Source organism: Variovorax sp. SPNA7, from assembly GCF_033807855.1.
GTDB classification, from domain to species: domain Bacteria; phylum Pseudomonadota; class Gammaproteobacteria; order Burkholderiales; family Burkholderiaceae_C; genus Variovorax; species Variovorax beijingensis.
The window spans coordinates 34,199-60,194 of record NZ_CP138513.1 but is presented as its reverse complement, the minus strand read 5'-3'; the positions used below and the strand labels follow the sequence as shown (position 1 = coordinate 60,194).

The following is a 25,996-nucleotide window of genomic DNA, read 5'->3' as shown; positions in this document are numbered from 1 at the left end:
GCGGGGCGCACCCGCCTGCGTCCGCCCGCCGCTCAGGGCTGCGCCACGAAGCGCACCACCTGGCGGACCACGTCCTCCTCCTTGAGGATGCGGCGGTGCCCCAGCCCCTGCGTGGCCACCAGCTGCGCCCCCTTGATCACGTCCCTGTAGGCCTCGGCGTCCGCAAAGCGGTTCACGCGGTCGTCGCGGTCATGCACGATCAGCGTCGGCTGCGCGATGCGCGGACCGACGGCCGCCGGCTCCAGTTGTGCCATCAGGACGCCTTCGCGCGCCTCGAAGCGCCGCTGCATGGCCAGGCGCGTCGCCTCGCTGAGGCCGAAGGTGTGCGCAAAGTAGCGCGTGTATTCGCGCGGCGAGGCCGGCGGCGCAAGCAGCACCAGCCGTTCGGCCTGCAGGCCCTGCGCGGCCGCCAGCGCCAGCCCGTTGGCACCCAGCGAATGGGCGGCCACCGCGCGCAGCGCATGGCCGTCGGCCGCCAACCTTGCAACGACGTAGGCAATGGCCCGCGCGAACTGCGGCGAGTTGCTCATCGTGCCCGCGCTGCGGCCATGGGCCGGCAGTTCGAGCAGCACCGGCCGCAGGCCCGCATCGGCCAGCGCCTGCGCGAGCGCCAGCATCTGCCCCGCATGCCCGCCCCAGCCGTGCACCAGCAGCACGACGGGCGCCGATTCCGCACCGAAGTCCTGCGCAGCCAGGTGATAGAGGCCGAGGCCGGCGTTCTCGAAGGCCCAGGCTTCGCGCCGCCAGCCGGCACCGGGCCCCTGGCCGCGATAGAGCCACTTGGACGGCAGCGGCGTGCCGAACACGCGGTAGGCCGCGCGCACGCCCAGCGCGGGCCACAGGCGCTGCGAGGCGGTCAGGCCGAAGCGCAATGCACGCATCAGCCGGCCCGGGCGGTAGTAGTTGGACTGGGCGGCATGCGTGGCCGCGGAGGTGGTGGTGCTCGTCATGCCATGGGCTCCCGCGTTCTTCATTCAGTACCAGACCCAGTCCTCGTTGCTGCGCGGCAAGCTGCGCAGCGCGGTGCGGACCGTTTCGGCGCCGATGGCGCCCAGGTAGACGGCAAGACAGAGGGCAATGATCAGCATGGTGCTTCTCCTTTTTATCGCACGATCGTGCGAAATTAAGACAAAGAAAGACGGAACGGAGTGGCCTGTGCCGTGGTGGCTCAGGCGCGGTAGCTCGAAAGAAGCCGCTGCCAGGTCTGCGTGGCGTGATCGGCGGCCTGGGGGTCGCGCAGGAAGCGCGCGTCGTGCAGCAGGCCCATGACGAGGCCGTTCAATTCGCTGACCAGCTGTGCAGGGTCGGTGTCGGGCCGCAGCTCGCCGGTTTCCACTGCCTGGAGCACCGTGCGGCGCAGCGCGGCGCGCCAGCGCGTGATCTCGCCGAACAGCAGGTCGCGCAGCTCGCCTTCGCGGTCGTCGTATTCAAAGGCGCCCGCCATGTAGATGCAGCCGGTTTCGGCCTCGATGTCGCGGGTGCGGGCAATCCAGCGCCCGACGATGTCGTCGAGCCGCGCAAGACCCTTGGGCTTTTGCATGGCCGGCACGAACACGTCGGCCAGGAAGCGGCGGCCGTATTCCTCGATCACCGCCTTCTGCAGCGCCTCGCGCGAGCCCACGCGCGAGAAGACGCCGCTCTTGGAGAGCGCCAGGCGGCTGGCCACGGCCTGCAGCGTGATGGCCTCCAGGCCTTCGGCCAAGGCGAGGTCCATCGCCGCGCCGACGATGGCGGCGCGGGTGAGTTCGCTTTTCTGGGTCTTGGCGTCCATGGAGGCGACTTTAGCACAGTCGTGCGAAATTGCAAATTCGTTCGAAGCCACAGCGGCAGGTGGCCGTACAGATGTTTTGCTCATGTGAAACCAACAAACGCATCGTTCCCCGCATAAGCACTTGTGCCGAGAATCGCCGCTCGGCCCGCTGCGGGCCCGTGCCTTTCCCCTGATCTTCTTCCGCGCCAGATGAACTTCCAACAACTGCGCTCGGTACGCGAGGCCGTTCGTTGCGGCTTCAACCTGACCGAAGTCGCCCATACCCTCCACACCTCCCAGCCCGGCGTGAGCCGGCAGATCCGCGAGCTGGAGGAAGAGCTCGGCATCGAACTCTTCGTGCGCGCCGGCAAGCGGCTCACCGGGCTCACCGAGCCGGGCGGCCACGTGCTGCCGATCATCGAGCGCATGCTGATGGAGAGCAGCAACCTGCGCCATGCCGGGCAGGAGTTCGTGGCGCAGCAAAGCGGCCTGCTCTCGGTGGCGGCCACGCATTCGCAGGCGCGCTATGCGATGCCGGTGGCGGTGCAGGAATTCCGCGCGCAGTTTCCCAACGTGAAGCTGCACCTGCACCAGGGCTCGCCCAAGCAGATCGCGCAGATGCTGATCGACGGCGAGGCCGACGTGGGCATTGCAACGGAGGCGCTGGGCGACTATCCCCAGCTGGTGGCCCTGCCCTGCTACCGCTGGACGCACTCGGTGATCGTGCCGCCGGGCCATGCGCTGCTCGATGCGCCGCTGACGCTCGAGGCGCTCACGCGCCATCCGCTGATCACCTACGACACCGGCTTCACCGGGCGCTCGCGCATCGACGAGGCCTTTGCACAGCGCGGGCTCGCGCCCAACATCGTGCTGGCCGCGATGGACGCCGACGTGATCAAGACCTACGTGCAGCTGGGCATGGGCGTGGGCATCGTGGCCGGCGTGGCGTACGAGACGGAGCGCGACACGCAGCTGCGCGCCCTCGATGCGGGCCGGCTCTTCGGCATCAACATGACCAAGCTCGCGGTGCGGCGCGGCAACTACCTGCGCAAGTACGTCCACGCCTTCATCGAGTCGTTCGCACCCACGTTGACGCGCGCGGTCGTCGAAAAGGCTCTGGGCGATGATCCCAGGGGATCGCACTACGAAATCTAGCGACTGCGCAACGTATTCGGCGCCCGCAGCAACAGGTTTTAAAAAGATGCGCGCTGCTTCACACAGGGGGCGTACATTCGGGTTAATTCCTTGGCTTCCCGGAACGGATCAGCAATGGCATCGACCCCGCAGCAGCAACAGAAAACAAGGGCCGCCCTGAAGGCCGCCGACGCCGCCGAACGGCGCGAGCGGCTGAGGCGGGCATTGCCCGCCACGGTGGAACTGCTGCAGAGCCGCCAGGCGGACCGCATCGACGACAGCGACATCGAGGCCTACGTGAGCCTGAACTGGCTCGAATGGCACGGCGGCGGCCTGCGGCTCACCATCACCGGGCGCAATGTCTGCGCCCAGTCGCTGCCCACGGTGGCGGCCTGAGGGCCTCGCGCGGCCCAAACAAAAAGACCGCCGCAGGAAACCCACGGCGGTCTTGAAATGTGCGGCGCGCAGCAGCAGCCTGCGCGCCCGGCTGGTTACTGGCTGCCCACGATGATCTGCGCGATCACGCCGGTGGCAATGGCCGCGAGCACGTAGTCGCCGCCCACACCCACCCACTGGTAGCCGCGCGGCGGCTGCTGCAGGCGATAGCTGCGCCAGTCGTTCACCACGTAGTTGCGGCCGCGGTACTCGTGGGGCACGCGCCCGCCGCGGCGCCATTCCGCGTGCGGCTGGGGGTAGCCGCGGCGATCGAACTGGCGGCCGGGACGATAGTCCTCGCGGCCGTAGCGGCGATCGTCGTGCCGGTCGAACTGGCGGTGCTGCTGTTCGTAGCGTCCGTGGCCGTTGCCACGGCCGCGGTTGTCATGGTCGTTGTCGTGGCCGCGGCCTTGTGCGAAGGCGCTTCCCGCTGCCATGCACATCGCGAGCGCCGCAGCAGCGACGGCCATGCTCTTTGACTTGATGATCATCTGGAACTCCTTCGTGTTGATGACGAGTCCATTGTCAGCGGCGCTTGTGTCTGCCCTGCCCGCATCAGGTCGCGGTCAGGTGAAATCAGGTAAGCGCAGGTATCCGGGCGGCGTGTTGTCCGACCCTGGCGACAATGGGCCTCCAAACCATCCAGGCGTGGAGGCGCCATCATCAACATGCGTGACAAGATCATTGGTGCCATCGGCATCGTGTGGGGCGGGGGCATGCTCCTGAGGTGGCTCATGTCGGGCCCGCCGGCCGGCATCGGCGGCTATCAAGGCGGCCAGACCGCCGTGGCCCTGCTGGGCGCGGTCATGCTGGTTGCGGGCCTGTACCGCTTCTTCAAGCGTCCTGACTGAGACGGCGCGCAGCATGAAGCGACGACACCTCCTCCACCTGCTGGCCGGCGTGCCCGCAGCCGCCCTTGTGGCCGCCTGCGGCAAGCGCAAGTCCTCCGCCGCCGCGTTGAAATCCGATGCCCGCGTGCTCGCGCTGGGCGACAGCCTGACTTTCGGCTACGGCGCGCCGCCCGAGGCCGCCTGGCCCGTGAAGCTGGGCGAGCTCACCGGTTGGCAGATCGAAAATGCGGGCCTCAACGGCGACACCTCGGCCGGCGCGCTGGAACGCCTGCCGCCGCTGCTGGCCGCGAGCAGCTACGACGCGGTCCTGATCGGCATCGGCGGCAACGACATGCTGCGCGGCGTGTCGCCAGCGGCCACGCGCGAGAACCTCGCAGCCCTTGTCAGCCAGGCGCGCGCCCACACGCCCTACGTGGCGTTGCTGGCCACGCCCTCGCCCGACGCGATGCGCGCAGCCGTCGGCTCGCTGAGCGATGCGCTGTTCTACGAGGAGGTGGCGAAGACGGGGCAGGCGCTGCTCGTGCCCAATGTGTATTCGAGCGTGCTGTCGGACGCATCGCTGCGCTCCGACCGCATCCATGCCAATGCCGAGGGCTATGCCCGCGTTGCGCAGCAGCTCGCCGAGCAGCTCAAGGCCGCGGGCTGGCGCTGACGGCAAGGCTCAGGCGGCCTGCAGCAGGTCGACGTAGGCACCCTGCACGAGCTGGTCGGACGCAATGCCCAGTTGCGCCATGAGCGCATGGGCTTCGGCCATGCCGGCCTCGGCGGGCTCGCCTTCCTCCAGCACCACCTCGAGTTCGAGGAATTCGCCCAGACCTTCCACGCGGTCGAGGTGCACGCGCGTGCGGCCCACGATGAAGAGCCGGCGCTGCTTGCGCACGCGGCCGGCCTGGCCCCAGGCGAGCGTGAGCGATTCGCGCAAGATGTCGGGCGTGGTGGTGGGCGAGATCAGGTAGAACGATTCCTTCGGGCCGCTGCTGTTGGCGCGGCGATAGAAGATCAGCTCGGCGCGGTCGGGCGCGAAGGTGCGCAGCTTGAGGCGGTCGGCGCTGTTGTCGCAGCGGAAGAAAGTGTCGTCCTGCGCGATTTCGACAGGGCCTGAATCGGCGAGCTTCGCGGCGATGAGTGCCACGCGTTCCACGCTGTCGATGCGGGCCTTGATCTCTATGTTTCTTGCCATTCGGGTGGTCTGTGTGTTGCGGCTTTTGTTCGTCGTTCTTGTTCAGGGCGCGTGCACAGGCCACCGGGTACTCCCCTCCGCGAATGTCCCCCGGGGCTACGCCCCTCCTCCTTGATTTCGCTGCGGGGAGCACCCGATGCCCTGTGCACCAGGGCACGCTCGTGGTGTACCGCTGATCAACGACTGCTCTGATCACGCTCCTGCTGATGGGGTGCCTTGCGCAGCGAAATTAAGGAGGAGGCCGAAGGCCGGGGGACATTCGCGGAGCAAGGTACCCCGTCGGCGGGAGCGCGCCCCGAACAAAGCGCGCCACGCAAAACACCGATGTCAGGGCGCGTTACCCTGCGGCCCCACAGGCGGCGGCGCAGTGCGCCCGCTCGAACCCGGTGCCAGCTTGCGCCCGAAGGACTCCCCCACCCGACGCACCGGCCGGCTGGCTTTTTCCGAAACGTTGTTGACGCCGCGCCGTGTCGCGTCCTCGGCGCGGTCGATGCCGCGGCCGGCGGCGTTGGTGCCGCGCTGCACGCTGTTCACGACCTTGCTGTCACGCGGCGGCGGCTTGAGCGTGTGCGCCGGCTGCGCCGCGGGCGGACCGTCGGCGCTCTGCGCATGAACGGTGGCGGAGGACAGCAGCAGGAGCGCGGCGCTTGCCGCGGCCAGGGCGAATCCATGGGCAGGTATTTTCGTCATGATGGGCTTCCTTCTTCGTCGTTGGGCTCGGCAGCGTCTGCCGCCGCGGCGCGCGCCATGCGTTCGCTCTTCCAGTAGACGTCGTCGCCGCCGTTCATCCGGTTGAGCACGCGCGCGAGCACGAAGAGCAGGTCGCTGAGCCGGTTGAGATATTGGCGCAGCGCGTCGTTGAGCTCGGTCGTCGCGCCGAGCGCCACCACGGCGCGCTCGGCCCGGCGCGCCACCGTGCGGCACACATGCGCGAGCGAGGCCGCGCGCGTGCCCGCGGGCAGGATGAATTCGGCCAGGCGCGGCAAGGCGGCGTTGTGCTCGGCCAGCGCGTTGTCCAGCTGCAGCAGCGCATCGGCCTTCAGCAGCGTGAAGCCCGGCATCGAAAGCTCGCCGCCCAGGTTGAAGAGCTGGTGCTGCACGTCGACCAGCAGCTCGCGCACGGGCTCCGGCATGGGCTCGCACAGCAAGAGGCCGATCTGCGAGTTGAGTTCGTCCACGTCGCCCATCGCGTGCACGCGCAGGTGGTCCTTGGGCACGCGGGTGTTGTCGCCGAGGCCGGTGGTGCCGTCGTCGCCGGTGCGGGTGGCGATCTGCGAGAGTCGGTTGCCCATGATCGGGTGCTCCTGGTTTATGCGGCGACCGCGGCCTTCGACGCGTCGATCTTGCCGGCCAGCCATTGCAGGCCCGCCAGATGCTGCTGGTCGTGGCTGCAGAGGTAGTGGACAAGGCTGCGCATCGTGAGCGGCCCATAGCCTTCGAACACGGCCGTGCGCGCAAGTTGCATGTCCGTCAGGTTCGAGACGATGTCCACGGTCCAGGCACGCGCAATGCGAAATTCCGCCAGCACCTTTGCCGCGTCGGCCATGCCATAGGCGCGCGCAATGGCGAGTGGTTCGCTGTCGATCGAGGCCAGCGTCGGATGGCTTTCTTCCAGTGTGCGGCGAAAGCGCACGTGATAGCCCTCGACCTCGATGTCGCGCACATGGCAGAGCTGCTCGATGGCCGTGAAGGACTCGCTGGGCACGCCCTCCCACGAGGGCGGCGCCCAGTGCCGGAAGGCATCGGGAATGGCCGCATAGTGGGCTTCGAGCTGCGAGGGGAATGCGGCGAGCGCTGTGAGGGTCGTGGGGTTCATGGCTTTTTCCGAAGCGCATTATGGTGCTCGCTCCGTAAAATGGCCGAACAGAGCCCCCGCCCCATTTCACCCAGGAGACGCCCGATGAACGCCCCGACCCAAACCTCGCACCTGATGCCGGAGCTTCATCTGCGCGATGTGCCCGACAGCCTGATCGAGGGCCTGAAAGCGCGCTTCGGCGTCAACTGTTCCACGGCCATGGCCGTGCGCACGCAGCACGGCCGCGACGAGTCCTCGTTCGATGCGCCGCCCCCCTCGGCCGTGGTTTTTGCCGAAAGCACGCAGGACGTGGCCGACGCGGTGAAGCTCGCGAGCGAGCACAGCGTGCCGGTCATTCCCTTCGGCGTGGGCTCTTCGCTCGAAGGCCACCTGCTGGCGGTGCAGGGCGGCATCAGCATCGACGTGTCGCGCATGAACCGCGTGCTGTCGGTCAATGCCGACGACCTCACCGTGACCGTGCAGCCCGGCGTCACGCGCAAGCAGCTCAATGACGAGATCAAGAGCACGGGCCTGTTCTTTCCCATCGACCCGGGCGCGGACGCCTCCATCGGCGGCATGACCGCCACGCGCGCGAGCGGCACGAACGCGGTGCGCTACGGCACCATGCGCGAGAACGTGCTGGCGCTCGAAGTGGTCACGGCCGGCGGCGACGTGATCCGCACCGGCACGCGCGCGAAGAAGTCTTCCGCCGGCTACGACCTCACGCGCCTCATGGTGGGCAGCGAAGGCACGCTGGGCGTGGTCACCGAAGTCACGCTGCGCATCTATCCGCTGCCCGAGGCGGTGTCGGCCGCGATCTGCTCGTTCCCGAGCATCGAGGCCGCGGTGCGCACCACCATCGAGACCATCCAGCTCGGCGTGCCGATTGCGCGCGTGGAACTGATCGACGTGAACACGGTGCGCATGGTCAACACCTACGCCAAGCTGAACCTGCGCGAAGAGCCGATGTTGCTGATGGAATTCCATGGCTCGCCGGCCGGCGTGAGGGAGCAGGCCGAAACGGTGCAGGAACTCGCGAGCGGCCATGGCGGCAATGCCTTCGAATGGGCCAGCACGCCCGAGGAGCGCACGCGCCTGTGGACCGCGCGGCACAACGCCTACTTTGCGGCCGTGCAGTCGCGCCCCGGCTGCCGCGTGATCTCGACCGACACCTGCGTGCCGATTTCGCGCCTGGCCGACTGCCTGCTCGACTCCGTGGCCGAGGCCGATGCCAGCGGCATCCCCTACTTCCTGGTCGGCCACGTGGGCGACGGCAATTTCCACTTCGGCTACCTGCTCGACCCGAATATTCCCGAAGAGCGTGTGAAGGCCGAGGAACTGAACCATTCGCTCGTGAGCCGCGCACTGGCACTGGAAGGCACCTGCACCGGCGAGCACGGCGTGGGGCTGCACAAGATGGACTTCCTGGTGACGGAAGCAGGCGTGGGTGCGATCGACATGATGCGCACCATCAAGCGCGCGCTCGACCCGAAGAACATCATGAATCCCGGAAAGATCTTCGCGCTCTGATCTCTACGAAAGCGTTCGTGAAAAAGCCCGGCGGCTCGCAAGAGCCCCGGGCTTTCTTGTCGCTGGCCGAACGCCTTGCCTACCTGCGGCGGCGTGCGGGCGCCGGCTGCTCGGCCGGCACGTAGGTCTGCGACGGCGCCGCGCCGCCATCCACGCCGAGCCGGCCGCCGCCGCCCAGGCCCTGGCCGCGCACCGTCTGCGCCTTGTAGCTGCGCAGCGAACGCACCATCTGGTTGAAGGCGTCCATGAAGGCCGCGGCAATCACCTTGCCTTGCGCCGTGTTGGTGTAGCCGCCGAGGCCGCCGCCCGCGCGGCTGCCGAACACCGAGCCGAAGGCGCCGAAATCGGTCTTGGAGGCGCTGCCTTCCGAAGCCGCCACCTGCACCCCCGAGCGGTTGTCGATGAGCGTCAGCAGCGCGCTGGCCTCCTTGGTCTGCATGTTGCCGCCGATGGTGGCCAGTGCACGGCCCCGGCCGCCGCCGACCAGCCCGCCCAGCGCGCCGCCGATACCGCCGGCATCGCTGTTGCTGAACACGATCTCGGGCGACAGCCCGTAGTCGGACGCCACCATCTGGCCGCGGCCGAAGTTGCTACCGCCGCGCATTTCGCCCGACTGCATGAGCGCGCGCTCGCGCGTCATGGCGTTCATGCCGGCCGCGCCGCGCTCGACCACCACGAAGCAGTTCGACTGCTGCACCAGGAGGCGCAGCAGGTTGGCCGTGGGCGGCAGGCGGTATTCGCCGGTGAGGATGGTGTACCAGCCGGAATTCACGTTCTCGATCAGCGAGACGGTGCCCAGCGGCGACTCGCAGCGCTCGAGCTGGCCGCTTTCGCCGGCGGTCGCGGAACCCGCGGCGCTGCCGGTGGCCATGGTCTTGGCCGACTGGCTGCCCATCTGCATGTCGGTGGTCACGCAACCGGTCAGCAGCAGCGCGCCCACAGCCACGGCCGCGAACGGAAACTTTGTCCTGAACTTCATGGAGAACTCCCTCTCGTCGAGATCTGGTGTTGAAACGTCAGCGGCGAGGATACGCGTAAAAGATTGCAAGAATCAATCACGCGAATGTCCGACTGGACGCCCCCGCGCCTAGGCCGTTCGGCGGATGCGCTCGATCAGCCCGTTGAGCGCCTCGATGGAGCCGAAGTGGATGGCCAGCTCGCCGCTCTCCTCCACCTTGCCGCCGCGCTTGCTGCGCTTCTTGATGCGGACCTCGACCTCGGCGGTCAACAGGTCGGCCAGTTCCTCTTCCACGCGCTGCAGATCGCGCGACTTCTCGCCGTCGTTGCTGCGGCGGGACGGCGTGAGGGTGAACTCGGCCGCCAGCCTTTTCACCAGCGCCTCGGCTTCGCGCACCGACATCTTCTTGGCCGCGATCTGGTTGGCGGCGGTGATCTGCGTGCCGCGGTCGAGCGAAAGCAGCGCGCGGGCATGGCCCATGTCGATGTCGCCCGCCATCAGCATCTGCTGCGCCGGCTCGGCCAGGTTCAGAAGCCGCAGCAGGTTGCTGGCCGCACTGCGCGACCGCCCCACGGCCTGCGCAGCAGCTTCGTGAGTGAGCCCAAACTCTGAGACCAGGCGTTGCAGGCCTTGGGCTTCTTCGAGCGGATTGAGGTCTTCGCGCTGGATGTTCTCGATCAGCGACATGGCCGCCGCGGCCTCGTTGGGCACGTCGCGCACCAGCACCGGCACGCGGTCGAGGCCCGCGAGCCTGGCGGCGCGGAAGCGGCGCTCGCCCGCGATGATTTCGTACTCGGCGTTCTTGGCGGCGGCCGATTCGGCATCGAGCCGGCGCACCAGGATCGGCTGCATGATGCCCTGCGCCTTGATGCTCTCGGCCAGCTCGTACAGCGCGCCTTCATCCATGTGGGTGCGCGGCTGGTAGACGCCCGCCACCATCTCGTCGAGCATCAGCGTGTTCGGATTCTGTGCGGCGGCGCCCTCGTCGGCGCCGGCATGGTCGGCGGCCGGCGCGGCCGTGGGGCCGAGCAGCGCTTCGAGGCCGCGTCCCAGGCCCTTGGGTTTCTTGGTCGCCATCAGTGCGTGTCTTTCGTCGAGATTTCGTTCAATAGTTGACGGCCCTGGGGCCAGTCGCCCAGGCCGGATTCGGCGTTCAGGTGGCCGCCCGCGCCGGCGTCGACGAAGCGCGCGCGCCAGTCGGCGGCCATCTGGCGCGAGCGCGCGGCCTCGCAGTAGGGATCGTCGTTGGCGGCAATCAGCACCGCGGGAAACGGCAGCGGCTTGCGCACGATCGGCGCCCAGCCCGGAATCAGCTGGCGCAGGTCGTCGCGCTCGACGTCGCCGGGCGCCACCAGCAGTGCGCCCCGCACCTTGTGCGTGTTGCGCGAATGCGCGGCCCAGGCCGCGACGAGGATGCATCCCAGGCTGTGTGCCGCGAAGACCACGGGGCCAGGCGCGGCAAGCACCTCTTCCTCGAGTCGCGCGGACCAGTCGCCGCGCAGCGGGCGCATCCAGTCGTGCTGTTCGATGCGGCGGTCGCCATGGATCGCCTCCCAGCGGGTTTGCCAATGCCCAGGGCCGCTGTTCTGCCAGCCCGGCAGCAGGAAGACGGGAGAAGGCACGGCCATCAGAAGCTTTTTTCGCCCGAATCGAGGCCGCCCGCCGGCGACAGCACGTCCTCGGGGACGGCCAGATTGGGCGGCGCGACCGGCCCGACCGGCGCAATGGGAGGCGCAACAGCCCCGGATGCGAAGGCGCTGGCGGGCGGCATCTTCTCGACCAACTCCTTGGCAAAGGCAACGAAGGCCTGGCTGCCGCGCGCGGCCGGATCGAACACCACGCCCGGCAGGCCATAGCTCGGCGCCTCGGCCAGCCGCACGTTGCGCGGGATCACGGTGTCGAACACCTTGTCGCCGAAGTGGGCCTTGAGCTGTTCGCTCACCTGCTGCTGCAGCGTGATGCGCGGATCGAACATCACGCGCAGCAGGCCGATGACCTGAAGGTTCTTGTTGAGGTTGGCATGCACCTGCTTGATGGTGTTGACCAGGTCCGTGAGCCCTTCGAGCGCGAAGTACTCGCACTGCATCGGCACGATCACGCCATGGGCGGCGCACAGGCCGTTGAGCGTCAGCAGGCTCAGGCTCGGCGGGCAGTCGATCAGCACGAAGTCGTACTCGGCGCCCACCGCGGCAAGCGCGGTGCGCAGGCGTTTTTCGCGGCGGTCGAGCGCCACCATTTCGACTTCGGCGCCGGCCAGTTCGCGGTTGGCGCCCAGCACGTCGTAACCGCAGCCGTTCTCCACCAGCTTGTCGGCCTTGACGCGCGCCTCGGCCACCGAAGCCGACTCGAGCAGCACGTCGTACACCGTGAGCTCCAGCTGCCGCTTGTCGATGCCCGAACCCATGGTGGCATTGCCCTGGGGATCGAGGTCGATCATGAGCACCCGCTGGCCCACCTTGGCCAGCCCGGCGGCAAGGTTGACGGTGGTGGTGGTCTTGCCGACGCCGCCCTTTTGGTTGGCAATGCAGAAAATCTTGGCCATATGAGGATCAGCGGGAAATGGCGAGCTTGACGCCGAAGGCAATCAGGAAGACGCCCGCGAGCTTTTCGAGCACGCCCGAAATGCGCGGATTGGCACGGATGCGCTCTGCCAGGAAGTGCGTGAGCAGCGTCGAGGTCAGGCCGTAGAGGAAAGTCAGCACGGCAATCGTCACGGCCATGGCGCCGAAAGTGACCACGCCCTGGTGGCGCGCGGGGTCGACGAACAGCGGGAAGAAGGCCATGTAGAACACGATGGCCTTGGGGTTCAGCAAGGTGATGGCGAGCGCCTGGCGCATGAAGTGGCTGGGGCGGATGTTGAGGATCGGTGCCGCGCCGGGCTTGGTCAGCAGCATCTTGGCGCCCAGCCATGCAAGGTAGGCGGCGCCCAGCCACTGCACCGCCTTGAATGCGGCCGGATACGCCGCCAGCACCGCCGCCACGCCCGCCACCGCCGCCCACATCAGGAACTGGTCGCCGACGATCACGCCCAGCGTGGCCGCCAGGCCGCCACGGATTCCGCCTTTGCTGGTCGAGGTGATCAACGCGAGGTTGCCCGGACCGGGAATCAGGAGAAAGAGGACGATGGCGGCGACGAATGCGCCGTAGTCAGCAATGCCGAACATGGGATTTGCCTCGAGAAGGAGAGCCAGGGAGAGGCGTCGAGTCTAAGCGAGGCCGGCCCGGCGAGAACCAATTCGGCATCGGCTTTCACCGATGCCGTGGCTTCTTTTTGGAAATTCAGGCCGCTTCTTTGCGTGCCCAGACGATGCAGCGCTCGGCATCCAGGCCCGGAACAGCCAATTGTTCCACGTGAAACACTGCGATACCCGCGGGCAAGGCAGCAAGTTCATCGGAGGGCACCTTGCCCTTCATGGCAAGCCAGACACCGCCCGGCGCAAGCAGATGCCGAGACCCGTTGAAGAAATCAGGCAGCGAGGCAAAGGCCCTGGAGCTGATGACTTCATAACTGCCCGTCAGCGATTCGACGCGTGCGTGCAGGCCACGCAGATTGGGCAATTCGAGCTCGGCTGCCACCTGCTGGACGAAAGCGGCCTTCTTGGCAACGGCATCGAGGCAGCTCACCTCGAGATCCGGCCGCATGACGGCAATCACCACGCCCGGCAGGCCGCCGCCGGAGCCGACGTCGAGCAGCTTGCCCTTCCCTGCCCATTCGCGCTGCAGCGGCGTCACGGCCGCCAGGCTGTCGAGCAGATGGTGCGTCAGCACGCTGGCCGGATCGCGCAGCGCCGTGAGGTTGTAGACCTTGTTCCACTTGAGCATCAGCGTGCCGTAGGCCAGCAGCTGTTCCGCCTGCGCATCGGACAAGGCGGTGCCCAGGGCTGCCGCGCCCTGGCGCAGCGTGTCGACGGGCGCGCTCATTGGGCGGGCTGCGATTCTGCGGCGGCTTCCGTGGCGGCGGCGTCGCGGTTGAATGCCTTGTGGCCGCCTTTTCGCAAATGGATCATCAGCAGGGAAATTGCGGCGGGCGTGACGCCCGAAATGCGCGACGCCAGGCCCAGCGTTTCAGGCCGGTGCTTGTCGAGCTTCTGGCGCACTTCGAAACTCAGCGCCTTGACCTGGCTGTAGTCGAAGTCGGCCGGCAAGCGCAGGTTCTCGAAGTGCGCAGCGCGCTCCACTTCGTCGTGCTGGCGTTCGATGTAGCCCGAGTACTTGGCCGAGATCTCGATCTGCTCGATTTCAATTTCACTGAGTGGCGACCCTGCGCTGTACTTTCCGCCGTCCAGGGACATCAGCGTTTCGTAGTTCACATCGGGCCGGCGCAGCAGGTCGGCCAGGTTGTATTCGTGCTCGATGGCCTTGCCGAGCACACGCTCCGATTCGGCGGCCGGCAGGTTGCGAGGATTCACCCAGATCGACTTGAGCCGTTCTGTTTCACGTGAAACAGTGTCGCGCTTGCGGCTGAAAGCATCCCAGCGTGCGTCGTCCACCAGGCCCAGCTTGCGCCCTGCTTCGGTCAGGCGCATGTCGGCGTTGTCCTCGCGCAGCTGCAGCCGGAATTCGGCGCGGCTCGTGAACATGCGGTACGGCTCGGTCACACCCTTGGTGATCAGGTCGTCGACCAGCACGCCCAGGTAGGCTTCGTCGCGTCGCGGCAGCCAGGCTTCTTCGCCGCGGCATTGGAGCGCAGCATTGATGCCGGCAAACAGGCCCTGGGCCGCAGCCTCTTCGTAGCCGGTGGTGCCGTTGATTTGCCCGGCAAAGAACAGGCCCTTGATCGAGCGCGTCTCGAAGCTGCTCTTGAGTTCGCGCGGATCGAAGTAGTCGTACTCAATGGCGTAACCCGGCCGCAGGATATGGGCGTTCTCCAAGCCGGGCATCGAGCGCACGAGCTGGTACTGGATGTCGAACGGCAAGCTGGTCGAGATGCCGTTGGGGTAGTACTCGTTGGTCGTCAGGCCTTCGGGCTCGAGGAAGATCTGGTGGCTTTCCTTGTCGGCAAAGCGGTTGATCTTGTCTTCGACGCTCGGGCAGTAGCGCGGGCCCACGCCGTCGATCTTGCCGGTGAACATCGGGCTGCGGTCGAAGCCCGAGCGGATGATGTCGTGGGTGCGCGCATTGGTGTGGGTGATCCAGCATGGCATCTGCTGCGGATGCATGTCGGCCCGGCCCATGAAGCTGAACACCGGCATCGGCCCTGCCCCGCCCGGCATGCCGTCGCCGGGCTGCTCGGTGCACTTCGAAAAGTCGATGCTCCGGCCGTCCAGCCGTGGCGGCGTGCCGGTCTTCAGGCGGCCCTGCGGCAGCTTGAGTTCCTTGAGCCGCGCCGACAGGCTGACCGCCGGCGGATCGCCCGCGCGGCCGGCCTGGTAGTTGTCCAGGCCCACATGGATGCGGCCGTCGAGAAAAGTCCCGGCGGTGAGCACCACCGTGCGTGCACGAAAGGCAATGCCCACCTGCGTGACGGCGCCGACCACGCGGTCGCCCTCCACCATCAGGTCATCGACGGCTTGCTGGAACAGGCTCAGGTTCGGCTGGTTCTCCAGGCGATGGCGAATTGCGGCCTTGTACAGCACGCGGTCGGCCTGCGCGCGGGTCGCACGCACCGCCGGGCCCTTGCTCGAATTGAGAATGCGGAACTGGATGCCCGCCTCGTCGGTGGCAATGGCCATGGCACCGCCCAGCGCATCCACCTCTTTCACGAGGTGGCCCTTGCCGATCCCGCCGATCGACGGGTTGCAGCTCATCTGCCCCAGCGTCTCGATGTTGTGGGAGAGCAGCAGCGTCTTGGCGCCCATGCGCGCGGCGGCAAGCGCGGCTTCGGTGCCGGCATGGCCACCGCCGACGACGATCACATCGAATTCTTCGGGGTACAGCATTTGAAAGAGGGGGCGCACTACTGACGCGTGCGCTGCGCAAAGGGGGCACCGATTTTAATCGGGGGTGCCGGTTTGCGTTCGAAATGCGGGCAATATGGTTAATGGCGCCTAAACCACCCCGAACCCAGCCGATCCCTCTTGCATCTTGAATAGCTTGCTATTATTTTAATAGCAACAAATGCTGCGCTCAGGCGTGCCGCCGGCGCGAGCGGTGCTCTGGAAGCTGCCAGTGGGTCTGCGTCACGAGCAGCACGCGCACCACGCGATGGGCCGGGCTCTGCAACAGCAGGCCGAGCGGACGGGACCGCGGCCAGACAGGTGCCGGATGCTGCATCAGTCGATCACCTTTTTCACCGCGCCAATCCCCAGTGCCGCCAACACCACGAACACCACCGCCAGGACCAGGAACAGCCCGAACAGCAGCTTGGCGATGCCGGCTGCGCCTGCCGCAATGCCGCCGAAGCCAAGCACCCCGGCCACCAGCGAGATCAAGGCAAAAATAATCGCGTACTTCAACATCTGAAAACTCCTTGCGGCGAGCCTCGCCCACCGTGCGGGGGAGCTTAGGAACCGGCCACACCCGCCCCGATAGTCGCCCCGCGCGAGCGGCCGTAGGACAAACGCCCAGCGCGCAAACCCGCTAGCATGCCCGCTGGTCCATGGATCGATTCCCGCTATCCATATTCCCAACATTGGAGATTTCTTCGCATGAAGCTGTATTACTCGCCCGGCGCCTGCTCCCTTTCGCCCCACATCGCGCTGCACGAGGCAGGCCTTGCCTTCGAACCCGTGCTGGCCAGCACCAAGACCCACAAGCTGCAGGACGGCACCGACTACTACGGCATCAACCCGCTGGGCTACGTGCCCATGCTCGAGCTCGACGACGGCACCCGCCTGCGCGAAGGCCCGGCCATCGTGCAGTACATCGCCGACCTCGCACCCACCAAGAACCTCGCGCCGGCCGCCGGCACGCTGCAGCGCTATCGCCTGCAGGAATGGCTGACCTTCATCGGCACCGAGATGCACAAGGGCTACAGCCCGCTGTTCAACCCGAACATGCCCGAAGAAGCCAAGGCCATCTTCAAGGACAAGCTCAAGTCGCGCTATCAATGGCTCGACGGCCAGCTTGCCGACAAGCAGTATCTGATGGGCGACCAGTTCAGCGTGGCCGACGGCTACCTCTTTACCGTCACCAACTGGGCCAAGCCCACCGGCGTCGACATCGCCGGCTTCGCCAACCTCCAGGCCTGGCACGCGCGCGTGGCCGCTCGTCCCGCCGTTCAAGAGGCGATGAAGGCGGAAGGCCTCCTGAAGTAAGAAGAAGCCGACCGAAGCTCGCAAGAGCCGCGAAGCAGTCCGCCCAATCTCGGGAAAACCCGGACTGCTTCAGCCACAAGCCGCATGCCGCGGCTTTTTTTTCGGGTCACGCTAAGGGCCTGCTCCAGACCCCGTAGCGAAGGAACCGACGATGGCCGAAGCCCCTGCCCTTCATCATCACCAAGAACTGCGCGAGGAAATGCGCGGGCCCGTGATGTGGCTCACCATCGACCGCGAGGAACGCCGCAACGCCCTCAGCCCCGGCGTGCTCGCGGCACTCTCGGCCGCGCTGGTCCGCGCCGACGCCGACCGCACCGTGCGCGCGGTGGTCATCACCGGCGCCGGCACGCGTGCCTTCTGCGCCGGTGCCGACCTGCAAGGCGGCACCTCCTTCAAGTTCGACCATGCCGAGCCGTACCAGGGCTTCGCCAACCTCTTGCGCCAGGCGCAGCAGCTGACGGTGCCGCTGGTCGCGCGCGTCAACGGCGCCTGCATGGCGGGCGGCATGGGCATCCTGGGCATGTGCGACATGGCGGCCGCCGGCAGCCACGCCGTGTTCGGCCTGCCCGAGGTCAAGGTCGGCCTCTTTCCCGCCCAGGTGCTCAGCGTGCTCGGCAACCTGCTGCCGCGCCGCGTGCTGGCCCAGATGTGCCTCACGGGCGAACCCATCACCGCCGCGCAGGCGCTCGAACACGGGCTCGTGAATCGTGTGGGCGAGGACGTCGACGAAAGCCTGGACTGGCTGCTCGGCCGCATGCTCGACAAGTCGCCCGCCGCCATCCGCCGCGGCCTGTACACGATGAAGAAGATCGAGGCCATGGCCTTCGAGGAATCGATGGCCTTCACCGAGAGCCAGATCGGCCTCTTCGCGCTCACGGAAGATGCGGCCGAAGGCCAGCTCGCCTTCCGCGAAAAGCGCAAGCCGCAGTGGAGCGGCCGATGAACGCCGGCAGCAACAACAACGAACGCATCGTGCGCATCGGCGGCGCCTCGGGCTTCTGGGGCGACAGCAGCGTGGGCGCACCGCAACTCGTGGCCAGCGGGCAGATCGACTACCTGGTGTTCGACTACCTGGCCGAACTCACGATGTCGATCCTCGCGGGCGCGCGGCTCAAGAAGCCGGAGCTCGGCTACGCCACCGACTTTGTCTCCATCGCGATGAAGGCAGTGCTGAAGGACGTCGTACAGCAGGGCATCCGCGTGGTGAGCAATGCGGGCGGCGTCAATCCGCAGGGCTGTGCCGATGCCTTGGCCGCGCTCGCGGCCGAGCAGGGCATCGCGCTGAAGATCGCGGTGGTCAGCGGCGACGACGTATTGCCGCTGCTGCCGCAGTTGCGCCAGCAACAGCCCTCCGTGCGCGAACTGCAGAGCGGCGCGCCGCTGCCCGAGCGCGTGCTCACGGCCAATGCCTACCTGGGCGCACGGCCGATCCAGGCGGCGCTCGATGCGGGCGCGCAGGTGGTCATCACCGGCCGCTGCGTCGATTCGGCCGTCACGCTCGGCGTGCTGATGCACGAATTCGGCTGGCAGCCCGGCGACCACGACCTGCTCGCGGCCGGCAGCCTCGCGGGCCACATCATCGAATGCGGCTGCCAGGCCACCGGCGGGCTGCACACCGACTGGGACACCGTGCCCGACTGGCCGAACATCGGCTATCCGATCGTCGAGTGCCATGCCGATGGCGGCTTCGTCGTCACCAAGCCCGCGGGCACCGGCGGCAAGCTCACGCCGGCCGTGGTGGGCGAGCAGATGCTCTACGAGATCGGCGATCCTTTCGCCTATCTGCTGCCCGACGTGGTGGCCGACTTCACGCAGGTGCGCATCGAACAGGCCGGCGAGCACCGCGTGCGCGTGCACGGCGCCCGGGGCCGCGCGCCCACCGCGAGCTACAAGGTCTGCGCCACCTATGCAGAGGGCTTCAAGGCCGCGGCACAGCTCACCATCGTCGGCTTCGATGCCGTGGCCAAGGCCAGGCGCACCGGCGAGGCGATCCTTGCGCGCACCGGTGCGCTGTTCGACCAGCAAGGCTTCGGTCCCTACAGCGGCACGCAGCTCGAAGTGCTCGGCGCCGAGTCCTGCTACGGCCCGCATGCGCAGGCCCTGCAAACTCGCGAAGCCGTGCTGCGGCTCGCGGTCACGCATCCGCGCAAGGAGGCGCTGGAACTCTTCGCGCGCGAAGTGGCGCCGGCCGGCACCTCGTGGGCGCCGGGCACCACGGGCGCGGGCGGGCGGCCCTCGGTCTCGCCGTCGATCCGGCAGTACGCCTTCCTGCTCGACAAGACGATGGTCGAAGCGCGCGTGAGCATCGACGGGCAGCGCATCGAATTGCCGCGCGACGCCGTGGTTGCGGCGGCTGCCAACGCGCCTTCGCCACGGCATGCGGCCGGCGATGCGAACGCCGCGGTCTCCGTCGATGCCGACGCCATCGAAGTGCCGCTCATCCGCCTGGCCTGGGCCCGCAGCGGCGACAAGGGCGACACCTCGAACATTGGCGTCATTGCGCGCCACCCTGCCCTGCTGCCGCTGCTGCGCAGTCAGCTCAGCGAAGCGCGCGTGGCCGAATGGCTCGCGCACCTCGTCAAGGGGCCGGTGACGCGCTACGAAGTGCCGGGCATCGGCGCCTTCAACTTCGTCTGCGAGCAGGCGCTCGGCGGCGGCGGCATGGCGTCGCTGCGCAACGATCCGCTCGGCAAGGGCATGGGGCAGATCCTGCTCGCGATGCCCGTGCGCGTGGGCGCGCAACTGCTCGCGCTCGCGGGGCCCGATCGCAGCGCCCTGAACGCCTAGCAGCAAACGGACAACCGTGCGACAGCAGGTTTGGCCGCGCAGGTTTAGCCTCGCGGCCTCTGTCCCACTCTTCAACGTTCCGCCATGCCCTCCCTCTTCGATCCCGTACAGGCCGGTGACCTGCAGCTCGCCAACCGCATCGTGATGGCGCCGCTCACGCGCAACCGCTCGCCCAACGCGATTCCCCAGGACATTGCCGCCACCTACTACGCACAGCGCGCCAGCGCGGGCCTGCTGATCACCGAAGCCACCGCCATCAGCCACCAGGGCCAGGGCTATGCCGACGTGCCGGGCCTCTACGGCACCGAGCAGCTCGATGCCTGGAAGCGCGTGACCGATGCGGTGCATGCCAAGGGCGGCAAGATCGTGGTGCAGCTCTGGCATGTGGGCCGCGTCTCGCACAGCGAACTGCAGCCCGGCGGCGGCAAGCCCGTCGCGCCCTCGGCCATCACCGCCAGGACCAAGACCGTGCTCATCAAGGAGGGCGTGCCGACCTTCGTCGAAACCTCCGAGCCGCGCGCGCTCGACGCGGAAGAGCTGCCCGGCATCGTCCACACCTATGCGGCCGCCGCGCGCAACGCGGTGGAAACCGCCGGCTTCGACGGCGTGGAACTCCACGGCGCCAACGGCTACCTGCTCGACCAGTTCCTGAAGGACGGCAGCAACAAGCGCAGCGACGACTACGGCGGCAGCATCGAGAACCGCGCCCGCCTGCTGCTGGAAGCCACGCGCGCCGTGGTCGACGCGGTCGGCGGCGGCAAGACCGGCATCCGCCTGTCGCCCGTCACGCCGGCCAACGATGTGCACGACTCCGATCCGCAGCCGCTCTTCACCTACGTGGTGAAGCAGCTTGCCCCGCTCGGCCTGGCCTACATCCACATCATCGAAGGCGCCACCGGCGGCCCGCGCGAGATCGAGGACCGCCCCTTCGACTACGAGGCGCTCAAGGCCGCCTACCGCCAGGCCGGCGGCAAGGGCGCATGGATGGTCAACAACGGCTACGACAAGCCGCTGGCGGACGAAGCCGTCAAGGAAGGCGACGACCTCGTCGCCTTCGGCAAGCCCTTCATCGCCAACCCCGACCTGGTGCGCCGCCTGCGCGAGAACGCACCGCTCAACGCCGTCGACAAGGCCACCATGTACGGCGGCGGCACCCAGGGCTACACGGATTACCCGGCGCTGGGCTGAGTTCGCAGCAGGAGAAAACGCATGGCCCGCATCGAACAGCGACTCGCCACGCTCGGCCACGTGCTACCGCCGCCGGTCACGCCACCGCCCGGGGTGGTGCTGCCTTTCGCCTTCGTGCGCATCGCCGGGCACCGCGCCATCGTTTCGGGCCACGGCCCGCTGAATGCCGACGGCACCATTGCCGCGCCGCTCGGCAAGCTGGGCCGCGAGCTGACGGTCGAGCAGGGCTACGCAGCGGCACGGCTCACTGCGCTGGCGATGCTCGGCAGCCTGCAGCGCGCGCTCGGCGACCTCGACCGCATCACGGCCTGGACGCGCGTGTTCGGCATGGTGGCTTCGGCACCGGGTTTCGACAAGCAGCCCGCCGTCATCAACGGCTTCTCGGACCTCGTGCTCGAACTCTTCGGCCCGGAGATCGGCGCGCACGCGCGCAGTGCCGTCGGCATGGCGGAGCTTCCGTTCAACATCCCGGTCGAGATCGAAGGCGAAGTGGAGTTCGGTGATTAATCGCTGGCCGCCGTCGGGCGCAGCTCCGCGAAGGTGACGCTCACGCGCAGCCCCGCGGGCTCGGCCGCATCGAGCCGCAGCTCGGCGCCCAGCAGCTCCGCATAGCGCGCGACGATCGACAGCCCCAGGCCCGAGCCCTGCCCGAGCTTCTGGCCCGCCGGCCCCTGCGCCCAGCGCTGCATCAGGTCGCGTTGCGCTTCCAGTGGAATGCCGGGGCCGTCGTCGATCACGCTCAGGGTGCGGCCCGCCAGCTCGACGGTGATGGTGCGTCCGCCGTAGCGCAGCGCGTTGTCGATCAGATTGTCGAGAATGCCCTCGACCAGCGCTTCGTTCGCAAGCACCGTCACGCGCTCGTCGAGGCCGCGCGCACCCAGGTCGACGCCGTGCGCGTCGGCGCGGGCCAGGTGCCGCAACACCGTCTGCTCGGCCAGCATGTCGAGCCGCACCGGTTCGCGCGCGAGGCCGGTGCGCGCTTCATCTGCGAGTGCGAGCGCGAGCAGCTGATCGATCAGGTGGCTCGCGCGCGCCTGCCGCTCGGCCACGCGCGCGAGCTGCTCGCGCCACACGGTGGAGTCGTGCTGCGCGAGCCCGTACTCGGCCAGTGCGCGGATGCCCGCGAGCGGCGTGCGCAGCTCATGCGCCACGTTGCCCACGAACTCGCGCTGCGCACGCACGCTGTGGTTCAGCCGGTCGAACAGCGCGTTGACCGCATTGCCCAGGCGCTGCACCTCGCGCGAGGTGCGCACCACCGCGACCGGAGAGAGGTCGTACACGTCGCGGCGGTCCAGCGCCTGCTGGAGCTCGCCGAGCGGGCGCAGGTCGCTGCGAATGCCATGCCAGAGCCATACCGCGAGCAGCATCAGCAGCAGCACCTGCGGCGCCAATGCATAGCCGAGCAGCCGCTGCACCAGCGCCGCGCGGCTCAGCGTGGTCTGCGCAATCACCACCCGGTAGGGCATCAGCCGGCCGGGCTCGGTGACGGGCTCGAGCACCACCGCGCGCAGGACCTTGCCGTCGTAGTTCAGGTCCGAAAAGCGATAGTGCGCACCCGCCGCCGGCAGCGGTGCATTCAGGCCCGCCTGCCCCGAGATCAGCGTGCCGTCGAGCCGCTGCACCGCAAAGTAGATCTTGTCGACTTGGTCGAACAGCACCGTGGCCACTTCGCGCGGCGTGAGCAGCAGCTCGATGCCGCGCTCGCCCGCCTGCACGTTGGCCGCGAGCGCATAGGCGTCGTCGAGCATGGCGCGGTCGAAGGCCTGCTCGGAAAAATAGTTGGCAATGACCAGCGCGATCACCGCGCCCACCATCCACGTGAGCGCCAGCGGCACCAGCACGTTGCGCAGCACGCGCCGCGTGAGCGAAGGCGCTGCCTTCGATGGCCCGGGCGCGGCCGGTTGCGTGCGGCTCACACTTCGGCTTCGAGCAGGTAGCCGATGCCGCGCAGCGTGCGGATGCCCGCGCCCGAACCGGCCAGCTTCTTGCGCAGCCGGGAGATGAAGGCCTCCAGCGCGTTGTCGCCCAATGATTCGTCGAAGCTGGAGAGCTTGTCGGACAGCGCCCGCTTGCTCACCGTGCGGCCCGGCGGGCTCATCAGCTCCCACAGCACCTCGAACTCGCGCGCCGGCAGGTCGAGCGGTCCGCTCGCGATGGAAAAGCGGCGCGCCTTGCGGTCCAGCTTGAGTTGGCCCAGCAGCACGATGTCTTCGGTGCCCTTGGCCCGCCGCACCAATGCGCGCAGCCGTGCCTCGACCTCTGCCAGGTCGAAGGGCTTGCCGAGGTAGTCGTCGGCACCGGCATCGAGGCCCGCGATGCGCTCCTCGGTGCGGCCGCGCGCCGTCAGCACCAGCACCGGCGTGCGGTCGCCGCGGGCACGCGCCTGGCGCAGGGCATTGAGGCCGCTCGCCAGTCCGCTCGTAGGGCTGGCCGTGGCCGGCAGGTTCAGGTCGAGCAGCACCGCATCGAAGGGCTGCACGCGCCAGAGGTGGTCGGCGTCCTCGACATTGGTCGACACGTCGACCCGATGCCCGGCATCCGCAAGGCTGCGCAGCATCACGTCGCGCAGCACGGCATCGTCTTCGACAAGCAGGATTCGCATGGTGTGTGTGGTGGTTTGAAGTGCCTATTCTTGCGCGAAGGAGGGTCAGCGGCCGGTCAGCACACCCCGGCGATAAACGCGCCATGAGCATACGACAGCAACCTGCGGCACGGGTCTCTTTCCAGGCCGCTGCGACAACGCGATGAGCGCCCGCGATCCCTCCGATCTGCTGAGCGTGGTGCACCCCGCGGTGCGGCGCACGGCCGTCGTGCTGCTGCATGGTTTATGCAGCACACCTGACGAGCTCCTGACCGTGCGGTCGTCCCTGCGCGCGAGCGGCTACCCGGTGCATCCGATGCGCATCGACGGCTACTCCTTCGATGCCGCCGCAGCGGTGCAGCAGGCCCTGCCGTACGAACGCTGGATCGACGCCATCGAAGCACGGGTGAAGGCGCTGCGCACAGAACACGATCGCGTGATGCTGGTGGGCATCTCGGCCGGCTCTTCGCTGGCGCTTGGCGCGGCCATCCGCTGCGGCACCGGCGTCGATGCGCTGGTGCTGATGTCGACCACGCTGCGCTTCGACGGCTGGGCCGTGCCGCGAATGCAGGTGTTGTTGCCGCTGGCCTTCTACACGCCGCTCGGGCGGTTCTGGCAATACCGCGAATGCCCGCCCTACGGCGTGAAGAACGAACGCGTGCGCGCCTGGATCGAGCGCGAGCTGCACCACCGCAAGGTGTCGAGCGCGGGCAGCGCGGTGATCGGCGTGGGCCACCTGCGCGAGCACGACCGGCTGATCCGCCACGTGAGGCGCAACCTGCACCGCGTGCAATGCGGCAGCGTGCTCGCGCTGCATGCGCGCGAGGACGAGGTGGCCAGCGTGGCCAATCTCGGCCTCCTTGCGCGCGGCCTTCGCTGCGGCACGTTCCGCAGCGTGGTGCTCGCCAACAGCTACCACATGATCACGATCGACAACGACCGCCACCAGGTGGCGCGCGAAACCTCCGCCTTCGCCGATGCCGTGGCGCATGGCACGTCCGGCTCCGCCGGCGCCCTGCCCGCATGTTCTCTTGCCGCCTGAAACAAAGCACGCCAATGCCCTCCTGTTCTTCTTCCTCGCCCGTCTTCAACAGCATCGCAGCCATCCTGGTGAAGCAGTTCGACGTGACGCGCGACACCATCGCGCCCGGCGCGGCCTTGTCCGAGCTTGGCCTCGATTCGCTGTCGCTGATGGAGTTCGTGTTCGCGGTGGAAGACGCCTTCCATCTGCGCCTGCCCGAAGACCGGCTCGATCCGCGCGAGGCGGGCATCACGCTCGGCCACCTGTGCGAGGCGATCGAAGCCCAGATCGAGTGCAAGCTCGATGCGCCGATGGCCGCGCAGGCGTGAGCAGCACGCGCGTGCACGTGACGGGCATCGGCATCGTCACGCCGCTGGGCTGCAGCACCGGATCGTTCGACGATGCCCTCTTCAACGGGCATTCCGCGGTGCGCGCGCGCACGCTCGAGATCGACGGCCTCGATCCGATCGAACTTGCAACGGCCGCCTGCGATTTCGACGCGCCCGCCGTGCGCAGCAGCTCGCGCCTTCCGCTCGATCGGGGCACCGCCATGGCGCTCGCGGCCGCGAGAGATGCCGCCGCGCAGGCCGGGCTCCAGTCCGGCAGCGTCGATCCCGAGCGCCTGGGCATCTTCTGGGGCAGCGGGCTGGCGGGCGCCGGCAGCTTCGACGACACCACGCGCGCACTCTACGGCCAGCAGCGCCGCATGCGGCCGACGACCGTGCTCACCGTGATGCCCAACGCGGCGGTGGCGGAGCTCGCATTGCAGTTCGGCGCGCAGGGCGCAGCCATTGCGTATGCCTGCGCCTGCGCGTCGTCGGCCGTGGCGATCGGCGAGGCGATGCGCGCCATCCGAGGCGGCTGGATCGATGTGGCCATCGTCGGCGGGCACGAGGCCATGCTCACGCCGGGCGTGATGGCCAGCTGGCATGCGATGCGCGTGACGGCGCCGCCACCGCCCGGTGCGCCGGCCAGCGCCTGCCGGCCGTTCTCGGGCGACCGCGCGGGCTTCGCGCTCGGCGAAGGCGCGGCGGCGCTGGTGCTCGAATCAGCGGCGCATGCCAACGCGCGAGGTGCCGTCCATGCCTCTTCGCTCTTTCTTGCAGGCTACGCCACCAATTGCGATGCGACGCACATCACCAACCCCGACACGGCCGGCCAGGTGCGCGCCATGCGCGCGGCGCTGCGCGATGCGGGCATCGAGGCGGCTCAGGTCGGCCACATCAATGCGCACGGCACCGCGACCATGGCCGGCGACGCCGCCGAGGCTGCCTCCATCCGCGAAGTGTTCGGCAACGCCACGCCCGTGAGCGCCACCAAGGCCATCCACGGCCATGTACTGGGCGGCGGCGGCGCGATCGAGCTCGTGGCGGCGCTGCGAACGCTGGCGCGCGGGATGCTTCCGCCGACGGCCAACCTGCGGGTGCCCGACGCGGCCTTCGACCTGGACCTGGTGCGCGGCGAGCCGCGCGAAGCCCGCAACCTGCGCTACGTGCTTTCCAATTCGTTCGCGTTCGGCGGCACCAACGCCGTGCTGATCGCGGGCCGCTGAAGAACGGCGCGCCGGCGGGACTGGGTATGCTGGCGCCT

At 68.2% G+C, this 25,996-nt stretch carries 30 protein-coding genes; 13 read left to right on the top strand and 17 right to left on the bottom strand.

Features of this window, described 5'->3' with window-relative positions:
• Positions 1-32: 32 nt before the first annotated feature.
• A complete protein-coding gene (locus tag RZE77_RS00305) occupies positions 33-950 on the bottom strand; it encodes an alpha/beta fold hydrolase (protein ID WP_319440184.1) in 918 nt (305 codons plus the stop codon).
• Between the two features lie 218 nt (positions 951-1,168).
• Complete coding sequence (locus tag RZE77_RS00300; protein WP_124960305.1) at positions 1,169-1,771, bottom strand: TetR/AcrR family transcriptional regulator; 603 nt, start codon at positions 1,769-1,771, stop codon at positions 1,169-1,171.
• Positions 1,772-1,960: 189 nt separating this feature from the next.
• Between RZE77_RS00300 and RZE77_RS00295 the strand changes: the two genes are divergently transcribed.
• Positions 1,961-2,905, top strand: a complete 945-nt coding sequence (locus RZE77_RS00295) for a CysB family HTH-type transcriptional regulator (protein WP_319440183.1) — start codon at positions 1,961-1,963, stop codon at positions 2,903-2,905.
• 114 nt (positions 2,906-3,019) lie between these two features.
• Complete coding sequence (locus RZE77_RS00290; protein WP_319428362.1) at positions 3,020-3,280, top strand: hypothetical protein; 261 nt, start codon at positions 3,020-3,022, stop codon at positions 3,278-3,280.
• A gap of 95 nt (positions 3,281-3,375) precedes the next feature.
• Here the strand turns inward: RZE77_RS00290 and RZE77_RS00285 are convergent, their stop codons facing one another.
• The gene (locus tag RZE77_RS00285; RefSeq protein ID WP_319440182.1) at positions 3,376-3,810 is read right to left on the bottom strand and encodes an RcnB family protein; all 435 of its coding nucleotides are present in this window, start codon (positions 3,808-3,810) and stop codon (positions 3,376-3,378) included.
• Between the two features lie 177 nt (positions 3,811-3,987).
• Between RZE77_RS00285 and RZE77_RS00280 the strand changes: the two genes are divergently transcribed.
• Together RZE77_RS00280 and RZE77_RS00275 are read left to right on the top strand one after the other, a co-directional pair.
• Positions 3,988-4,170 (top strand): hypothetical protein, encoded by a 183-nt coding sequence (locus RZE77_RS00280; RefSeq protein ID WP_124960371.1) that lies wholly within the window; start codon positions 3,988-3,990, stop codon positions 4,168-4,170.
• 13 nt (positions 4,171-4,183) lie between these two features.
• Complete coding sequence (locus RZE77_RS00275) at positions 4,184-4,822, top strand: GDSL-type esterase/lipase family protein (protein WP_319440181.1); 639 nt, start codon at positions 4,184-4,186, stop codon at positions 4,820-4,822.
• Positions 4,823-4,831: 9 nt separating this feature from the next.
• Here RZE77_RS00275 and RZE77_RS00270 read toward each other — a convergent pair whose 3' ends face one another.
• From RZE77_RS00270 to RZE77_RS00255, 4 genes are all read right to left on the bottom strand, one after another.
• Entirely contained in the window at positions 4,832-5,350 is a 519-nt protein-coding gene (locus RZE77_RS00270; RefSeq protein WP_319440180.1) for a class IV adenylate cyclase, read from the bottom strand.
• Between the two features lie 327 nt (positions 5,351-5,677).
• On the bottom strand, positions 5,678-6,040 hold the full coding sequence (locus tag RZE77_RS00265) for a hypothetical protein (RefSeq protein ID WP_319440179.1): 363 nt from the start codon (positions 6,038-6,040) through the stop codon (positions 5,678-5,680).
• A complete protein-coding gene (locus RZE77_RS00260) occupies positions 6,037-6,642 on the bottom strand; it encodes a cob(I)yrinic acid a,c-diamide adenosyltransferase (protein WP_319440178.1) in 606 nt (201 codons plus the stop codon). Before RZE77_RS00260 ends, RZE77_RS00265 begins: the two co-directional genes overlap by 4 nt.
• Before the next feature lie 17 nt (positions 6,643-6,659).
• Positions 6,660-7,166: a DinB family protein gene (locus RZE77_RS00255; RefSeq protein WP_319440177.1), complete on the bottom strand. Its 507-nt coding sequence runs from the start codon at positions 7,164-7,166 to the stop codon at positions 6,660-6,662.
• Between the two features lie 84 nt (positions 7,167-7,250).
• On the opposite strand from RZE77_RS00255, the gene RZE77_RS00250 reads away from it, so the two are divergent.
• Positions 7,251-8,675 (top strand): FAD-binding oxidoreductase, encoded by a 1,425-nt coding sequence (locus RZE77_RS00250; RefSeq protein ID WP_319440176.1) that lies wholly within the window; start codon positions 7,251-7,253, stop codon positions 8,673-8,675.
• 79 nt (positions 8,676-8,754) lie between these two features.
• On the opposite strand, the gene RZE77_RS00245 is transcribed toward RZE77_RS00250, so the two are convergent.
• The 8 genes from RZE77_RS00245 to RZE77_RS00210 all read right to left on the bottom strand — a co-directional run bounded on the left by RZE77_RS00245 (position 8,755) and on the right by RZE77_RS00210 (position 16,031).
• Positions 8,755-9,654 carry a CsgG/HfaB family protein gene (locus RZE77_RS00245; protein WP_319428355.1) on the bottom strand — a complete coding sequence of 300 codons (900 nt, stop codon included), beginning with the start codon at positions 9,652-9,654 and terminating at the stop codon, positions 8,755-8,757.
• Positions 9,655-9,762: 108 nt separating this feature from the next.
• Entirely contained in the window at positions 9,763-10,710 is a 948-nt protein-coding gene (locus RZE77_RS00240) for a ParB/RepB/Spo0J family partition protein (RefSeq protein ID WP_319440175.1), read from the bottom strand.
• Positions 10,710-11,261 carry an RBBP9/YdeN family alpha/beta hydrolase gene (locus tag RZE77_RS00235; RefSeq protein ID WP_319440174.1) on the bottom strand — a complete coding sequence of 184 codons (552 nt, stop codon included), beginning with the start codon at positions 11,259-11,261 and terminating at the stop codon, positions 10,710-10,712. The genes RZE77_RS00240 and RZE77_RS00235 overlap by 1 nt, the downstream gene beginning before the upstream one ends.
• The gene (locus RZE77_RS00230; protein ID WP_319440173.1) at positions 11,261-12,175 is read right to left on the bottom strand and encodes a ParA family protein; all 915 of its coding nucleotides are present in this window, start codon (positions 12,173-12,175) and stop codon (positions 11,261-11,263) included. The genes RZE77_RS00235 and RZE77_RS00230 overlap by 1 nt, the downstream gene beginning before the upstream one ends.
• Positions 12,176-12,182: 7 nt before the next feature.
• Positions 12,183-12,797, bottom strand: coding sequence for a LysE family transporter (locus RZE77_RS00225; protein WP_319440172.1), 615 nt, complete (start codon positions 12,795-12,797; stop codon positions 12,183-12,185).
• A 115-nt stretch (positions 12,798-12,912) separates the two neighbouring features.
• The gene (rsmG, locus tag RZE77_RS00220; RefSeq protein ID WP_319440171.1) at positions 12,913-13,554 is read right to left on the bottom strand and encodes a 16S rRNA (guanine(527)-N(7))-methyltransferase RsmG; all 642 of its coding nucleotides are present in this window, start codon (positions 13,552-13,554) and stop codon (positions 12,913-12,915) included.
• Entirely contained in the window at positions 13,551-15,512 is a 1,962-nt protein-coding gene (gene mnmG, locus RZE77_RS00215) for a tRNA uridine-5-carboxymethylaminomethyl(34) synthesis enzyme MnmG (protein WP_319440170.1), read from the bottom strand. The genes rsmG and mnmG overlap by 4 nt, the downstream gene beginning before the upstream one ends.
• Positions 15,513-15,845: 333 nt before the next feature.
• Positions 15,846-16,031: a DUF1328 family protein gene (locus RZE77_RS00210; RefSeq protein WP_145738865.1), complete on the bottom strand. Its 186-nt coding sequence runs from the start codon at positions 16,029-16,031 to the stop codon at positions 15,846-15,848.
• Positions 16,032-16,220: 189 nt separating this feature from the next.
• On the opposite strand from RZE77_RS00210, the gene gstA reads away from it, so the two are divergent.
• The 5 genes from gstA to RZE77_RS00185 all read left to right on the top strand — a co-directional run bounded on the left by gstA (position 16,221) and on the right by RZE77_RS00185 (position 21,311).
• Positions 16,221-16,829, top strand: a complete 609-nt coding sequence (gene gstA / locus RZE77_RS00205) for a glutathione transferase GstA (protein WP_319440169.1) — start codon at positions 16,221-16,223, stop codon at positions 16,827-16,829.
• A gap of 151 nt (positions 16,830-16,980) precedes the next feature.
• On the top strand, positions 16,981-17,772 hold the full coding sequence (locus RZE77_RS00200) for an enoyl-CoA hydratase/isomerase family protein (protein ID WP_319440168.1): 792 nt from the start codon (positions 16,981-16,983) through the stop codon (positions 17,770-17,772).
• Positions 17,769-19,616 (top strand): acyclic terpene utilization AtuA family protein, encoded by a 1,848-nt coding sequence (locus RZE77_RS00195; protein WP_319440167.1) that lies wholly within the window; start codon positions 17,769-17,771, stop codon positions 19,614-19,616. The genes RZE77_RS00200 and RZE77_RS00195 overlap by 4 nt, the downstream gene beginning before the upstream one ends.
• Positions 19,617-19,700: 84 nt before the next feature.
• Positions 19,701-20,804 carry an alkene reductase gene (locus tag RZE77_RS00190; RefSeq protein ID WP_319440166.1) on the top strand — a complete coding sequence of 368 codons (1,104 nt, stop codon included), beginning with the start codon at positions 19,701-19,703 and terminating at the stop codon, positions 20,802-20,804.
• A gap of 21 nt (positions 20,805-20,825) precedes the next feature.
• Positions 20,826-21,311, top strand: a complete 486-nt coding sequence (locus RZE77_RS00185) for a RidA family protein (protein WP_319440165.1) — start codon at positions 20,826-20,828, stop codon at positions 21,309-21,311.
• Here the strand turns inward: RZE77_RS00185 and RZE77_RS00180 are convergent.
• On the bottom strand, positions 21,308-22,720 hold the full coding sequence (locus tag RZE77_RS00180; protein WP_319440164.1) for a sensor histidine kinase: 1,413 nt from the start codon (positions 22,718-22,720) through the stop codon (positions 21,308-21,310). The two genes, RZE77_RS00185 and RZE77_RS00180, sit on opposite strands and share 4 nt — an antisense overlap.
• A complete protein-coding gene (locus RZE77_RS00175; protein ID WP_124960328.1) occupies positions 22,717-23,406 on the bottom strand; it encodes a response regulator transcription factor in 690 nt (229 codons plus the stop codon). Before RZE77_RS00175 ends, RZE77_RS00180 begins: the two co-directional genes overlap by 4 nt.
• Positions 23,407-23,548: 142 nt before the next feature.
• Between RZE77_RS00175 and RZE77_RS00170 the strand changes: the two genes are divergently transcribed.
• Genes RZE77_RS00170 through RZE77_RS00160 form a run of 3 tightly spaced genes read left to right on the top strand, consistent with a single transcriptional unit; the run spans position 23,549 to position 25,958 of the window.
• Entirely contained in the window at positions 23,549-24,427 is an 879-nt protein-coding gene (locus RZE77_RS00170) for an alpha/beta hydrolase (protein ID WP_319440163.1), read from the top strand.
• Positions 24,428-24,441: 14 nt separating this feature from the next.
• Positions 24,442-24,735, top strand: coding sequence for an acyl carrier protein (locus RZE77_RS00165; RefSeq protein ID WP_319440161.1), 294 nt, complete (start codon positions 24,442-24,444; stop codon positions 24,733-24,735).
• On the top strand, positions 24,732-25,958 hold the full coding sequence (locus RZE77_RS00160) for a beta-ketoacyl-[acyl-carrier-protein] synthase family protein (protein ID WP_319440160.1): 1,227 nt from the start codon (positions 24,732-24,734) through the stop codon (positions 25,956-25,958). Before RZE77_RS00165 ends, RZE77_RS00160 begins: the two co-directional genes overlap by 4 nt.
• Positions 25,959-25,996: the final 38 nt, after the last annotated feature.